Source organism: Helicobacter pylori (assembly GCF_017594925.1).
Classification (GTDB): Bacteria; Campylobacterota; Campylobacteria; order Campylobacterales; family Helicobacteraceae; genus Helicobacter; species Helicobacter pylori_DP.
In genome coordinates, this window is sequence record NZ_JAALNT010000007.1 from 56,668 (window position 1) to 69,644 (window position 12,977).

General features: G+C 37.7%; 13 protein-coding genes and 1 tRNA gene. 8 read left to right on the forward strand and 6 right to left on the reverse strand.

What is annotated here, in order from left to right; genetic code table 11:
• Nucleotide 1: 1 nt before the first annotated feature.
• From G6069_RS08110 to recG, 3 genes are all read right to left on the reverse strand, one after another.
• Complete coding sequence (locus G6069_RS08110) at nucleotides 2-589, reverse strand: site-specific DNA-methyltransferase (RefSeq protein ID WP_331459016.1); 588 nt, start codon at nucleotides 587-589, stop codon at nucleotides 2-4.
• 4 nt (nucleotides 590-593) lie between these two features.
• The gene (locus G6069_RS04055; RefSeq protein WP_331459017.1) at nucleotides 594-1,934 is read right to left on the reverse strand and encodes a site-specific DNA-methyltransferase; all 1,341 of its coding nucleotides are present in this window, start codon (nucleotides 1,932-1,934) and stop codon (nucleotides 594-596) included.
• Nucleotides 1,935-1,999: 65 nt separating this feature from the next.
• Nucleotides 2,000-3,871 (reverse strand): ATP-dependent DNA helicase RecG, encoded by a 1,872-nt coding sequence (gene recG / locus G6069_RS04060; RefSeq protein ID WP_197293460.1) that lies wholly within the window; start codon nucleotides 3,869-3,871, stop codon nucleotides 2,000-2,002.
• 81 nt (nucleotides 3,872-3,952) lie between these two features.
• On the opposite strand from recG, the gene G6069_RS04065 reads away from it, so the two are divergent.
• Nucleotides 3,953-4,291, forward strand: a complete 339-nt coding sequence (locus G6069_RS04065; protein ID WP_097695098.1) for a hypothetical protein — start codon at nucleotides 3,953-3,955, stop codon at nucleotides 4,289-4,291.
• A gap of 3 nt (nucleotides 4,292-4,294) precedes the next feature.
• The gene (locus G6069_RS04070; protein ID WP_197293461.1) at nucleotides 4,295-4,930 is read left to right on the forward strand and encodes an outer membrane protein; all 636 of its coding nucleotides are present in this window, start codon (nucleotides 4,295-4,297) and stop codon (nucleotides 4,928-4,930) included.
• Here the strand turns inward: G6069_RS04070 and G6069_RS04075 are convergent.
• Nucleotides 4,927-5,679 carry an exodeoxyribonuclease III gene (locus G6069_RS04075; RefSeq protein WP_150200138.1) on the reverse strand — a complete coding sequence of 251 codons (753 nt, stop codon included), beginning with the start codon at nucleotides 5,677-5,679 and terminating at the stop codon, nucleotides 4,927-4,929. The genes G6069_RS04070 and G6069_RS04075 overlap by 4 nt on opposite strands.
• Nucleotides 5,680-5,780: 101 nt before the next feature.
• On the opposite strand from G6069_RS04075, the gene G6069_RS04080 reads away from it, so the two are divergent.
• Nucleotides 5,781-5,856, forward strand: a tRNA-Phe gene (locus tag G6069_RS04080).
• 2 nt (nucleotides 5,857-5,858) lie between these two features.
• Here G6069_RS04080 and G6069_RS04085 read toward each other — a convergent pair.
• The gene (locus G6069_RS04085) at nucleotides 5,859-7,298 is read right to left on the reverse strand and encodes a competence protein (protein WP_197293462.1); all 1,440 of its coding nucleotides are present in this window, start codon (nucleotides 7,296-7,298) and stop codon (nucleotides 5,859-5,861) included.
• 228 nt (nucleotides 7,299-7,526) lie between these two features.
• Nucleotides 7,527-8,900: a chromosomal replication initiator protein DnaA gene (gene dnaA, locus G6069_RS04090; protein ID WP_197293463.1), complete on the reverse strand. Its 1,374-nt coding sequence runs from the start codon at nucleotides 8,898-8,900 to the stop codon at nucleotides 7,527-7,529.
• A gap of 153 nt (nucleotides 8,901-9,053) precedes the next feature.
• Between dnaA and G6069_RS04095 the strand changes: the two genes are divergently transcribed.
• The 5 genes from G6069_RS04095 to aapA3 all read left to right on the forward strand — a co-directional run bounded on the left by G6069_RS04095 (nucleotide 9,054) and on the right by aapA3 (nucleotide 12,569).
• Complete coding sequence (locus G6069_RS04095; protein ID WP_197293464.1) at nucleotides 9,054-9,596, forward strand: nucleoside phosphorylase-I family protein; 543 nt, start codon at nucleotides 9,054-9,056, stop codon at nucleotides 9,594-9,596.
• 44 nt (nucleotides 9,597-9,640) lie between these two features.
• On the forward strand, nucleotides 9,641-9,880 hold the full coding sequence (locus tag G6069_RS04100) for a DUF2443 domain-containing protein (protein ID WP_000461837.1): 240 nt from the start codon (nucleotides 9,641-9,643) through the stop codon (nucleotides 9,878-9,880).
• On the forward strand, nucleotides 9,881-11,674 hold the full coding sequence (gene glmS / locus G6069_RS04105) for a glutamine--fructose-6-phosphate transaminase (isomerizing) (RefSeq protein ID WP_197293465.1): 1,794 nt from the start codon (nucleotides 9,881-9,883) through the stop codon (nucleotides 11,672-11,674).
• 23 nt (nucleotides 11,675-11,697) lie between these two features.
• Nucleotides 11,698-12,324 carry an FAD-dependent thymidylate synthase gene (thyX, locus tag G6069_RS04110; RefSeq protein WP_000451923.1) on the forward strand — a complete coding sequence of 209 codons (627 nt, stop codon included), beginning with the start codon at nucleotides 11,698-11,700 and terminating at the stop codon, nucleotides 12,322-12,324.
• Between the two features lie 152 nt (nucleotides 12,325-12,476).
• Nucleotides 12,477-12,569, forward strand: a complete 93-nt coding sequence (aapA3, locus tag G6069_RS08205; protein WP_001126952.1) for a hypothetical protein — start codon at nucleotides 12,477-12,479, stop codon at nucleotides 12,567-12,569.
• Nucleotides 12,570-12,977: the final 408 nt, after the last annotated feature.

Below are 12,977 nucleotides of genomic sequence, written 5' to 3' on the forward strand. Positions count from 1 at the left end.
TCTACCCCCTAATCTTTAAATCGCCGCTCTCTAATTTCAAATCCAACAAATTACTGCCCAATTCCAAACACAGCCTATCATTACTGATAGCGGGCATATACATGCTAATTTTTTCCACCCCTTTATCTTTCAAGTTTTCTAAAACTTCGCTCATTTCTATATCCCCCACAATGAAAGCCGTATTTAAAGCCAGATACAAGGCGTTTTCAATCAAGCAAATTATAGGGGTGGTGAGTTCCAAACCCTCGCAGCCTAAAAGCTTGATTAAAATCGTTTGAGTTTCTCTTTTTTTTGGGTTAGAATAAGCGAATAAATCCTTTTGATGGGCTTGACTGAGATTTTTATCGTTAGCATGCGTTTCATCATCAATGATTTCAAACGCTCTAAACCCCACGTCTAAATTGGGGCAAGCTTCTTTGATTTTAGCCCCCGCTCTTTTAATCCTTTCTTCGGTGATGTCAAAAATGCTCGGGGAGGTGGAATTTAAAGTGTTTAAACAAAAATCATGCGCGCTTTTGTTTTTCTTGGGATCAATTTTTTCATCTAATTGGACGAGAATGAAGCGCCTTTCTTTAAATGCGGCGTTCAAGCCATTAAATAACCCCCCCCCCCTCACTTAATTTTTGATAATCGCTCTTATTACTCTCTAACACGGCATGCGCAGTCGTCCCGCTCCCGGCGAAAAAGTCTAAGATGATGTCGCCCTCGTTTGTGTTATTGCTACATATAGAAATTAAATATTTGATTAAGCTCACAGGTTTATTAAAATTAAAAATTTTGTTATCATCAAATAGTTTTAATAACTCCTTTGAAGCAGTTTCATTTGTTCCTACATTATCTTTTTTTGATATTTCATTTGTAGGCATAACAATTCTTTCACCCTCTCTACAATAACGAATAGAAAATTTTTCGCTTTTTACGACTAAAAATACATTATTAATTATTTCTTCGTTCAATGTTTCTTGCTTCCAACGAAAATGCCCTTTTAATCTAAAACTATTTGTTATTTTCCCATTATAAACTTCAATATCATCTAAAACTTCAATTTTATCTCTAATTCCTTTTTTATAAATCCCATTTTTTAAATTTGAAAAAACATAATTTGCAGGAAAAGTTAAAATTCTTTCAGAATTTGTTTCATTCCAAAGAGGGGCATCTCCTCCATCAGAAAATTTTGCAATCATTTTTTTATTATCTTTATTTTTTTGATAACATAAAATAAATTCATGCGTTTTTCTAGTTTTATTTGATGCAGATGGTGGCGTTTGCGTTTTGTTCCATAAAAATGTTTCTATAAAATTCCCCTCCCCAAAAATCTCATCGCATAAAAGTTTGAGTTGGGCGGCTTCGTTATCGTCAATGCTGATGAAAATCACGCCGTCTTGTTTGAGCAAATCTCTAGCGAGCAGCAATCTAGGATACATAAAACTAAGCCACCCGCTATGGCATTTTGACCCAAAAAGATTCTTGATATAATCCAGCTTTTCTTTAGAATAATCCAATTGTTTTAAAACCTCTTCATTGGATTGCGAGAAATCATCGCCATAGATAAAATTGTCGCTTTTCGTGTTGTAAGGGGGGTCAATGTAGATCATTTTGATTTTTTCGCTATAACTTTGTTTTAAGATTTTGAGAGCGTCTAAATTATCGCCCTTGATGAGAATGTGCTTGCTCGTGGATTCATTTAAGGGCTTTAAAATCTTATGATTTTTCTTAAAAGCTTGATTTAAGGCGATTTTCTTACCCACAAAATCCAACCCATAGCCCTCTTCTTTTATCCCGCTAAAATCCCCTAGTAACGCTTTTAATCTTCCCACATCCAGCGTGAGTTGGTTGTCATTTTCTATACTCAAGCAACCGGGAAAATAACGATTAAATACCTCTAAATTTTTTTCATTAACGCTTTTTTCTCCACCAATTTCTTTATTTTGCATCTCTATCCTTTATTTTATAATGATTTAAATTACCCAATTCTGCCTTAATTTTCAATTTTCAATTTTCAATTTTCAAATGTTCCCCGTGAAACGCTAGCGGCCTTTAAAAAATCCTGTTTCACTTCAGCGATAATGTTTTCATCTTTGGCTAAGTCAATGTATTCAAAACTATTCCCGCTCTGCTCCCCGCCCTGGAGTAAATCCCCGCTTTTTCTGTATTCTAAATCCAATTCAGCGATTTTAAAGCCGTCTAATTCATCAGCAAACTTTTCCAATCGTTCGTTTTCTTCTTGAATCGTGCATAAAAAACAATAGCCTTTCAAGCCGTTACGAGACACGCGCCCCCTTAACTGGTGTAAAGTCGCTAAGCCTAACCTTTCGGGCGCTAAAATCACCATCACGCTCAATCGTGGTAAAGAAATGCCCACCTCAATGAGCGTAGTCGCTAAAAGAATGCTCCCAAACTCTCTAAATTCTTCAATCACTTCTTCTTTATTTTTATCTTGCCCTGAAGTGGTATAAACGTTTTTAAAGCGTTTTTGCCAAAAACTCGCCCCCTCACTGAGCGATAAATAAGGGATTTTTTCGCTCTCATTCACCAGCGGATAAACGACAATGACTTGATGGTTTTTAGCGATTTCTTCGCTGATTTTTTCCATCACTATTTTAAAATCTCTTTTATGCAAAACCAAAGTTTCAATTTCTTTAGGATAAGGGATTTCTCTAATCATGGTCGTTTTCACAAACGCGCTTTTGGCTAAAGCCAGAGTGCGAGGAATGGGGGTGGCGGAAAATTGCAAAGAATGGGGTTTATTGCCCTTACTGCTCGCCATTTTTTCTAATTGGTAGCGCTGCTTGGTGCCAAATCGGTGCTGTTCATCAGTGATCACTAGAGCGAATTCATTCAAATCGCGCTTATCAAACAACAACGCTTGCGTGCCTATAATCACATGCGTGATTGTTTCAAACAAATGATTGGATCGCTTCTTGTGGCTCCCGCCAAGCAATAATTCCACTTCAAAATAAGGGGGTAAAAATTTTAAGGCTTCGTTATAAAGCTGTTTAGCGAGAATGGAAGTGGGCGCCATTAAAAGGGTTTTATTAGGGTAGGCTAATACCATGCTCGCTAAAATCACCATCGTTTTCCCACACCCCACATCGCCTATAATCAAACGCTTGCACGCTATGGAGCTAGTGAGATCGCTTTGGATTTCTTTAATAGCGTTTTGTTGATCGCGCGTGAGCTTAAAAGGTAAAGAAGCGATAAACGCTTTCAAGCGTTCGCTGTTATTAGGGCATGCGATTTTAGCGCCAAATTGCAATTTTTTGCGCTCTAAATTTTTCATATAAAAAAGCATTTCAATATATTTTAATGCATTTAAATGTTGTGAAGGGAAATTTTTATTCGTTTCAAAATCCTTGACAAAATGTGGCGTGGGGAAAAAGATTTCTAACAATAGATGCGCGATATTTTCTTTGATACCTTCCTTTTTTAAATTTTCTAATGAAAGGAGTTTTTGTAAATTTTCTTGTATTTTTTTATGGTTTTTAACTTTTTTAAAAAGTAAAGAAATCTTGCCAAACTCAGTAAGGATTTTAGGCGTGTTAATGATATAAGCTTGATTAAAAGAGCTTTGCTCTAATTTGCCATAAATGAACAAACTCTCGCCGGTTTTGAACTGGCTGTAATGGAACGCGCTGTGATTAAAAAAAACAAGCTCTAAATTTTTGTAAAATCGTTTGGAATAGGCAAAGATCTTTAAAACTTTGGCGTAGTTCCTTTTCTCTAAAATACCCACCTCTAAAACGCCGCTCAAGCCCGTTTCAAAACGCTCTAATAAATTCAAATCTTTATAACCTTTGGGCGTATAAACAAGCAAGGCTTCTAAAAGCGATTTCACGTTCAATGTTTTTAATAAGTCATCTGTTTCTTGCAATTTGTTCTTACCCTAGCCAATCCTTAATCATTTTTATGATAAGATAGCCAAATTATACATTGACTTAAGGAAATTTAATTGATGAAATCTAAAATCACTCATTTTATCGCTATCTCTTTTGTTTTAAGCCTGTTTAGCGCATGCAAAGACGAGCCTAAAAAATCGTCCCAATCGCACCAAAACAACACTAAAACCACTCAAAACAATCAACCTAATAAGGATATAAAAAAAATTGAGCATGAAGAAGAAGATGAAAAAGTCACTAAAGAGGTGAATGATCTGATCAATAACGAAAATAAAATTGATGAAATCAATAATGAAGAAAACGCTGATCCTTCGCAAAAAAGAACGAACAATGTTTTGCAACGAGCCACTAACCACCAAGACAATCTCAACTCCCCACTCAATAGGAAGTATTAAAGTGTGAAACTTTTTTCAAAGGATTTATTTAAAAAAGTAACCCCTTTATTTTTAAGCGTTTATTTTTTAAACCCTACTCTTATGCAAGCCAAAAGCCGTTTTTATGTGGCTTCTCAATATCAGGTGGGGAAAATGATCATGAAAAAATACAACGATCTCAAACGCACGATTGAAGGGGCGAGCTTTTCTTTAGGCTGGGAGATTAACCCCACTAACTACTGGTTTTATTCGCGCTATTACTTTTTTATGGATTATGGGAATGTCATCCTCAATAAAAGAACGGGTACTCAAGCGAACATGTTCACTTACGGCTTTGGAGGGGATTTGATCGTGGAATACAATAAAAACCCCTTGTATGTTTTTTCCCTTTTTTATGGCATGCAAGTTGCTGAAAACACATGGACTCTTTCCAAACACAGCGCGAATTTCATCATTGACGACTGGCGCAGCATTCAAGGGTTTTCGCTCAAAACTTCAAATTTCAGGATGTTGGGTTTAGTGGGGTTTAAATTCCAAACCGTGTTATTCCACCATGACGCTAGTATTGAAGTGGGGATCAAATGGCCTTTTGCTTTTGAATACGACTCACCCTTTGTAAGGCTTTTTTCTGTCTTTATTTCGCACACTTTCTACCTTTAAACTAATTCCAACCCTACCGGGCAATGATCACTCCCTAAAATATCTTTATAGATTAAAGCGTCTTTTAAGCGCGTTTTTAAAGGGTTAGAGCATAAAAAATAATCAATGCGCCAACCAATGTTTTTATCCCTCGCTTGTTGCATATAACTCCACCAGGTGTAAGCCTTTTCTTTGTTGGGGTAAAAATAACGGAAAGTGTCAATAAAACCGGCGTTCAAAAGCTCGTTGAATTTTTCTCTCTCTTCATCGCTAAAGCCCGCGTTTTTTCGGTTGGTTTTGGGGTTTTCTAAATCAATTTCATTGTGGGCCACATTCAAATCCCCGCACACAATGACCGGTTTTTTCAATTCTAAAGCTTTTAAAAATTTCTTAAATTCCACTTCCCAACTCATGCGATAACTAAGCCTGGATAGGGCTTGTTGGGAATTAGGGGTATAAACATTCACCAAGTAAAACGACTTAAATTCGCAAGTTACCACACGCCCCTCTTTGTCATGCTCTTCCATATCAATGCCATAGCTCACGCTTAAAGGCTCTTTTTTGGTGAAAGTTACCACCCCAGAATAGCCCTTTTTAATCGCACAATTCCAAAAATCAAAATACCCTTTAAATTCAAAGGTGTTTTGTTCTTGCTGCATTTTAGATTCTTGAATGCAAAAAACATCCGCATCAACGCTATTAAAAAAATCCATAAAGCCCTTAGTCATGCAAGCTCTTAACCCATTCACATTCCATGAAATCAATTTCATTTTAATCCTTGTTTGATTTTGAGTGAATTATATCTTTTTAGTCATTTTTTTAAAAATTAAGCTTTATTTTACCTTTTTTATGTAATAATTGTCTTTTGCTTGGCTTGATAGCTCAGTCGGTAGAGCAGAAGACTGAAAATCTTCGTGTCGGTGGTTCGATTCCGCCTCAAGCCACCATTTTAAACTTCGTTGAATAAATAATTCCCCTTTTTGACACACACCACACGAGAGTTTTCAATACTCAAAGGCGTGCTTTTGGCTCGTGGTTGCTCTTCTATTTCTAAGGCCATGCACACCCCTTCTTTAAAGCGCACATGGTTTTTAACCCATTCTTTATATTCACTGCTCTCTTTGATTATATCGTTTAAATAATGCCCCTCATACACTTCCACAAATTCCATGAATTTTTCATTCAAATTCAATTCATTGCGCGTTATTTCGCTTTTTCGTGTGGAAGAATAAGCCAATTCGCTGGTTTCATAAAAAGTCGGCTCTACTTGGTCGTCTTGTTTGGGGCGTTCATATACGGCTTTCACTAATTGCGTGGTGATTTCATACTCACTCTCCCACGCTTGTTTTAAAGGCTCTTCTATTAGATAGCATTGCCTAGTCGTGCCGTCTTTTCTTGCTCTAGCCCTTTTGCATTTTTCTGTAGAACTTCTGGCTTGAAGAATGGCGAAATTATTTTTAGCTTCAAAAGTTTGCGGCTCTTCTAAAGGCTCTGTTTTATGAACGGAGATTTTAGTATAAGGGGTAGTGATTTTACCGCTTTTATTTTCAGCATTGCTGTAATCGCAAGGGGTAATGTCTGTCGCAGTCTGTTTGTCTTCATCAACGCGTTTTAAAATGCTTGGGCGGTAAGCTTGCAAGTTTTCATCGTCATAAACCCACTTCCCGCATGCAAATTCTTTAATATTGGGATCTCTAACGGCTTGTTTTTCCACATTATCCCTATTTTCGTTGCTTTCATTGTTTTCATTAATATCAGCGTTAGAGGTGCTGTTAGGGAGCGTTTTTTCAGTGGGTGGCGTTATAAAGAGGTTGTTTTCTTGATCTTCTGAAGAATGCTTTAAAGGGGGTTTGGTGTCGTTTGTTGGCGTTTGAGTTTCGTTAGTGGGGCTTACTTTGCTAGGAGTTACTAAAGGCTGCAAAAGGCTGTTTTTAGAGTTTTTAGAACCTAGTTTGGGCTCTGGGTAAGAAAAGTTTTGAGAAGGTTGTTGCGATGAGCTGGGTTTATTTTGTGGTTTTTGCATGGGCGCGTTTAAAGAAGGCATTTGGTGCGAGTGAGACTCTTTCAATTCTTTTGAAGAAAAAACGATTTGGGTGTTTCTAGGGATAATAGGACGGTTAGGGTTTAGGGTCGTTTCTAAAGAAAGTTTTTCATCAAGGGGTTGATAGACGATTGCAGTGGATATGTGGGTGATAGTGAGCGTGAGTTTTTTGTGTGGGGAGATATTATAAACGCCTAAAACTTGTCTTGGTTCTTTAGAATCAAGGACTTTAGCCTTAAAAGTGCCTTTATGCGGTGAAGTTTTGATTTCTTCTAAAAGCTCGATCACAAGGGCTTGAAGAGGGTTAGAGAAAGTCAGAAAGAAAGACAGACAAAGGGATTTTTTCATGCTTGTTCCTTTTTATTTTGGATTTTTGGATTATATCTTAAAAAAAGGTTTAGTAAAAGTCATCAATAAGTTATAGATAGGTAACACTTTAATTAATAATAATTAGTAACAGTAGTAGGGGCGTGAATGAGTGGAATGAAAAATTAAAAAGCTTTAGAGGTGCGCGTTTTTAGGGGGGTTGTGGGATTTGAAAAGAAGTGAATGAAACGCTTTTTGATAAGCCTTTTTTCATTCACTTGAATTGAAAGCGGTTTTTTTGTCGTTCAGTTCGTTCAAGCGGTTTTTGATTTCTTCTCTAAGGCTTAAGATGAAAGGGCTTTTTTCTTCTTCAAGCATTTTTTTAACGTTAGAATACATTTTAGAAATGCTTGAATGATCCTTTAAATCCAAAAATTGAGCGAGCGAAAGCGTGGGGTTAGGGGTATAAAGCCTGGCGAAATACACGACTAATTTTCTCGCCAAAGCGACATTTTTTTGGCGCGAAGAGACTTTGATTTCACTGGATTTGAGATTTAAGCTTTGTGCGACAGCGAGCAAGATATTTTCCAAGCTTGAGCCTTCAGCATGATCTTTTTGCAAATCTTCTAAAACGGTTTTAGCGAGATTCAAATCAATGGGAGCGTTCATCAAGTTCGCGTTCACGCTGATTTTAATGATCGCGCCTTCCATTTGGCGGATATTGTCGCTGATGTGTTGGGCGATGTATTCCATCACCTCTTCAGGCAAAGTGATTTGATTGAGTTGGCATTTTTGTTTGACGATGGAAAGTTTGGTTTCTAAATCAGGGGGCATGACTTTAGCGGTTATCCCCCATTCAAAGCGCGATTTTAAGCGATCTTCTAAGCCGGCGATGTTTTTAGGCGATCGGTCTGAAATCAATACGATTTGTTTGCTGTTGGCGTGCAATTCGTTGAAAGTGTGGAAAAATTCTTCTTCTAGTTTGGGTTTTCCTTGCAAAAATTGAGCGTCATCTAACAAGAAAAAGTCGCAATGGCGGTATTTTGCTTTAAAAGAATCCATGGTTTTGTTGTCTAAATGCTTTAAAAAGTCTGTCAAAAAGTCTTCTGAAGTGACTAACACGACTTTTTTATGCTTTTCTAGGGCATGGTTGCCGATAGCGTTTAAAATGTGCGTTTTGCCTAACCCTGTGCCGCCATAAAAAAGCACCGGGTTATAAGGGGGGGTATCGCTTTGGGCGACTTTTTTAGCGATTTCATAAACGGTGTTATTGCATGAGCCTACGACAAAATTTTCAAAAGTGTAAGAGTCTTTGACGCTCGTTTTTATGGCTTTGTAATTGATATTAGCTTGGGCGTTAATTTGGATTTTAGGCGCTACTTCAATACGCACATCCACGCTATGGGCTAAATGCATGCCGACTTTATTTTGGCTTAAAATTTCTTTAAGCAACGCACCGTATTTAGCCGTAATCCAATTGCATAAGAGCATGTTAGGGGCATAAAAAAAGGCAATATCGCTCTTGCTCGCGTTAGGGTTGTATTTGAGCTGGCTAAAGTAATTTTCATACTCTATGAGACTAACTTTAGGATTTTGTTTGACTAGCGCCAAGATTTCTTTTTCAATATTGTTGTTGGTATCCATGGCGTTATTATAGCGTGAATAAGTTGTGAATGAAAAAGGAATAACATGTGAATGAAATGTGAATGAAGCCCTAAAATTAAGGTGTTTCTTTTAAGGGTTTGTCTATAATGCTTGCTTTATAATAAGCTAATGGATGCGAAAAAAAGGATTTTCATGCTACTTTGCACTGGAAGGAATGAAACTTTAAAAAAAGCGACGCCTATTGGTGTGGGCTTGATAGGAAGCGCGATTAATTTAACGAGAATGTGTTTAAAAAACCCTGATATTAAGAGCCTTATTTTTATAGGGAGCGCAGGGAGCTATAGCCCAGAAATTGAGTTTTTAAGCGTGTTTGAAAGCATTCAAGGCTATCAAATTGAAGAGAGTTTTAGCCATTTAAACAGCTACACGCCTTTGGATAATTCCATTCACATAGAAACTGAAGAGAAGGCTCTTTTTGAAAGGGTGCGTGTGAATAGCAGTAACTATATCCACACCAGCGAAATGTTTGCTAAAAAAATGGTTCAAAAGGGCGTTTTATTAGAAAACATGGAGTTTTTTAGCGTTTTAAGCGTGGCTAAGGCGTTTTCTTTAAAGGCTAAAGGGATTTTTTGCGTGAGTAATCATGTAGGGCTTAACGCGCATAAGGAATTTAAAGAAAACCACGCCAAAGTCAAACAGATTTTAGAAAACATCATTGATAGTTTGATAGTTTAGCTATCATGGAGTATCATGGAGCATTCTAAATTAAAGGCGGTTGAATGTTTGAAAAAATACGCAAGATTTTAGCGGATATTGAAGATTCGCAAAATGAAATTGAAATGCTTTTAAAATTAGCGAATTTGAGTTTGGGGGATTTTATTGAAATTAAAAGAGGGAGCATGGACATGCCAAAGGGCGTGAATGAAGCGTTTTTTACGCAATTAAGCGAAGAAGTGGAGCGCCTAAAGGAGCTTATTAACGCTTTAAATAAAATCAAAAAAGGGTTATTGGTGTTTTAAATGTGCGGGATTGTAGGTTATATAGGGGATAGCGAGAAAAAATCCATTCTTTTAGAGGGCTTAAAGGAATTGGAATACAGAGGTTATGACAGCGCTGGCTTAGCCGTATTGAGCGGCAATCGTTTGGAAGTGTTTAAAACTCAAGGGAAATTAGAAAACCTTAAACTAGAGCTTAAAAATAAAGAGTTTTTAAATTTTGGCGTGAGTATCGCTCACACCAGATGGGCAACGCATGGCAAGCCAAGCAGCGCGAACGCCCACCCGCATTTTACAGAAAATTTAGCCTTAGTGCATAATGGCATTATTGAAAATTACGCGAGTTTGAAAAAGGAGTTAGAAAATAAAGGGCATGCGTTTTTAAGCCAAACGGACACGGAAGTCATTGCGCATTTATTAGAAGAAACGCTTAAAAGCGAGAGCGATTTATTGAAAGCCTTTGAAAAAAGCATCAGCCTTTTAAAAGGGAGTTATGCGATTTTGATGCTCCATAAAAGGGCTAAAGAGAGCTTGTTTTACGCTAAATCTTCTTCGCCCTTGATCGTGGGCAAGGGCAAAGAAGGGGTGTTTTTTGCGTCCAGTTTGAGCGTGCTAGCCCCTAAAGTGGATCAATTTGTCATTTTAGAAGAAAACAGCGTGGGGCAGATTTCTTTAGAAAATTTTAAAGATTTAAAACATATTGAAAACATGAAAGATTACGCTTTTGAAAATAAGGATTATTCTAAAGGGGATTTTAGGAATTATTTAGAAAAAGAGATTTATGAGCAGCATAGCAGTTTGTTGGAGTGTTTAGAGGGGCGCTTGGAAGCCTTGAGTGTGTATTGCGAGATCGATCCTGAATTTTTAGAAAACGTGAGCGAAATCACGCTGTGTTCTTGCGGGAGCAGTTACCATGCGAGTTTGGCGAGCGTGTATTTGTTTGAAAGATTAGCCAAAATAAGAGCGAGAGCCATTTTAGCGAGCGAGTACCGCTACGCCCATTTTAAAAGCAACCCTAACGAGCTTTTTATAGCGATTTCTCAAAGCGGCGAAACCGCTGACACTTTGGAGGCTTTAAAATTAGCCAAAGCCCAAGGGCTTAAAACCATTAGTTTGTGTAACGCTCCTTTTAGCATGATGAGTAGGATTAGTGATCACACGCTTTTGATTAGAGCGGGGGTAGAAAGGAGCGTGGCATCCACTAAGGCGTTTTCTTCGCAAGTGATGCTTTTATGGCTTTTGAGCGTGTATCTAGGCAAACAGCTAGGGATTATCTCTAAAGAAGAAGAAAGAATCCAGGCTAAAAACATGCTCAATAGCGTGAATGCGATGAAAGTAGAGCCTAAATTGCATGAAAAAATCAAGCGCTTATCCAAACGCTACTTGCATGGGCATGGCTTTTTTTATATTGGGCGCGATGTGTTTTACCCGCTCGCTTTAGAAGGGGCGTTGAAACTTAAAGAAATCAGCTATTTGCACGCTGAGGGGTATGCGAGCGCGGAAATGAAGCATGGGCCTATTGCGTTGGTGGATTCCAACCTTTTTACCATTGCTCTATTGTCTAAGCACTTGTTATTTGATAAAACCAAAAGCAATATTGAAGAATTGAGCGCTAGGGATTCTACGATTTGCGTGTTAAGCTCTGAAATTTTAGAGATCGCTGATGATTTTATCCAATTAGAAAAGAGCGAAAGCTACATGGAAGAATTTTTCCGCATGAATTTAGCGATGCAACTTTTAGCCCTAGAAATCGCTATGCGCCTGAATCACGATGTGGATCACCCAAGAAACTTGGCTAAAAGCGTTACCGTGGAATAAAAAGCGATATTAGGAGTCAAATAATGGAAGTGATTTGTAAGCATTACACCCCTTTAGACATTGCGAGCCAAGCGATCCGCACTTGCTGGCAGAGCTTTGAATACAGCGATGATGGAGGTTGTAAAGATAAGGAACTCATCCACAGGGTGGGGAATATTTTTAGGCATTCTTCCACTTTAGAGCATCTTTATTACAATTTTGAAATCAAGGGTTTGAGCAGGGGGGCGTTGCAAGAATTGAGCCGGCATCGAATAGCGAGCTTGAGCGTGAAATCAAGCCGTTACACTTTAAGGGAATTGAAAGAAGTGGAGAGCTTTTTACCCCTTAATGAAACGAATTTAGAAAGAGCCAAAGAGTTTTTAGTGTTTGTGGATAATGAAAAAGTGAATGCAATGAGCGTTTTGGCTTTAGAAAATCTCAGGGTTTTATTGAGCGAGCATAACATTAAAAACGATTTAGCCAAATACGCCATGCCTGAAAGCTATAAAACGCATTTAGCCTATAGCATTAACGCTAGGAGCTTGCAAAATTTATTGACTTTAAGAAGCAGCAATAAAGCCTTAAAAGAAATGCAAGATTTAGCCAAAGCCTTATTTGACGCTTTACCTGGCGAGCATCAATATTTGTTTGAAGATTGTTTGAAGCATTAGTTTTAAACAATACCGCTTAATAACGCTCATTCTTTAATGTTTTAAAAACGCCTTGTTTTTGATTAGATGAGATTTTAAGGGGGTTTGCTGTAGGATTTCATCACGCCCCATAAGTGGCTTTATGGGGCAAACTACCTTAAAAGGAGCATGTTATGCCTAAGACACATAACAAACGCTCTTGGAGATCATTATACTTTGAGTTTGCTTTTTTGGGGCTTAAAGTAATCGTTTCTGTGAAACGCTGATTTTCTGAGAGCGTTCCCCTGAGTTTAAAAGCTTAGGGGTTTCCTTTTCAAGCGGGTTTGTCCTTGACTTTTGGGGCGTTGGTCATTTTGTTATAAAATTTATTTTTTTTTAAGGGGATAGGGGGGCATTTTGCGATAACACCCCCTTAACCCCCTTAAAAAACCCCCTAACCCCCTAAGACCGCCTTAAGAAATTATCGCTTGATTAAAATTAAGCTCTTTTATTATTTGATTGTAAAAAATACTTTTTAGCATTTTTTAGGTTTTATTTTTGTTATAAAACTTATTTTTTTAAAACCCTGATTTTAGCGCATCATTGAATACATTTGTGAATTACCCAACCGCTAAAGCGATTGGGCTTTTTCTTGCTTCATCGCTCCATAACTAGCTAGATCTAATATGTTGCCA

What these genes read in the sequence shown, in the direction of transcription:
- G6069_RS04055 (WP_331459017.1), bottom strand. Translation starts at nt 1,934, where the DNA reads ATGCAAAATAAAGAAATTGGTGGAGAAAAAAGCGTTAATGAAAAAAAT.
- G6069_RS04065 (WP_097695098.1), top strand. Translation starts at nt 3,953, where the DNA reads ATGAAATCTAAAATCACTCATTTTATCGCTATCTCTTTTGTTTTAAGC.
- G6069_RS04075 (WP_150200138.1), bottom strand. Translation starts at nt 5,679, where the DNA reads ATGAAATTGATTTCATGGAATGTGAATGGGTTAAGAGCTTGCATGACT.
- G6069_RS04085 (WP_197293462.1), bottom strand. Translation starts at nt 7,298, where the DNA reads ATGAAAAAATCCCTTTGTCTGTCTTTCTTTCTGACTTTCTCTAACCCT.
- dnaA (WP_197293463.1), bottom strand. Translation starts at nt 8,900, where the DNA reads ATGGATACCAACAACAATATTGAAAAAGAAATCTTGGCGCTAGTCAAA.
- G6069_RS04095 (WP_197293464.1), top strand. Translation starts at nt 9,054, where the DNA reads ATGCTACTTTGCACTGGAAGGAATGAAACTTTAAAAAAAGCGACGCCT.
- G6069_RS04100 (WP_000461837.1), top strand. Translation starts at nt 9,641, where the DNA reads ATGTTTGAAAAAATACGCAAGATTTTAGCGGATATTGAAGATTCGCAA.
- glmS (WP_197293465.1), top strand. Translation starts at nt 9,881, where the DNA reads ATGTGCGGGATTGTAGGTTATATAGGGGATAGCGAGAAAAAATCCATT.
- thyX (WP_000451923.1), top strand. Translation starts at nt 11,698, where the DNA reads ATGGAAGTGATTTGTAAGCATTACACCCCTTTAGACATTGCGAGCCAA.
- aapA3 (WP_001126952.1), top strand. Translation starts at nt 12,477, where the DNA reads ATGCCTAAGACACATAACAAACGCTCTTGGAGATCATTATACTTTGAG.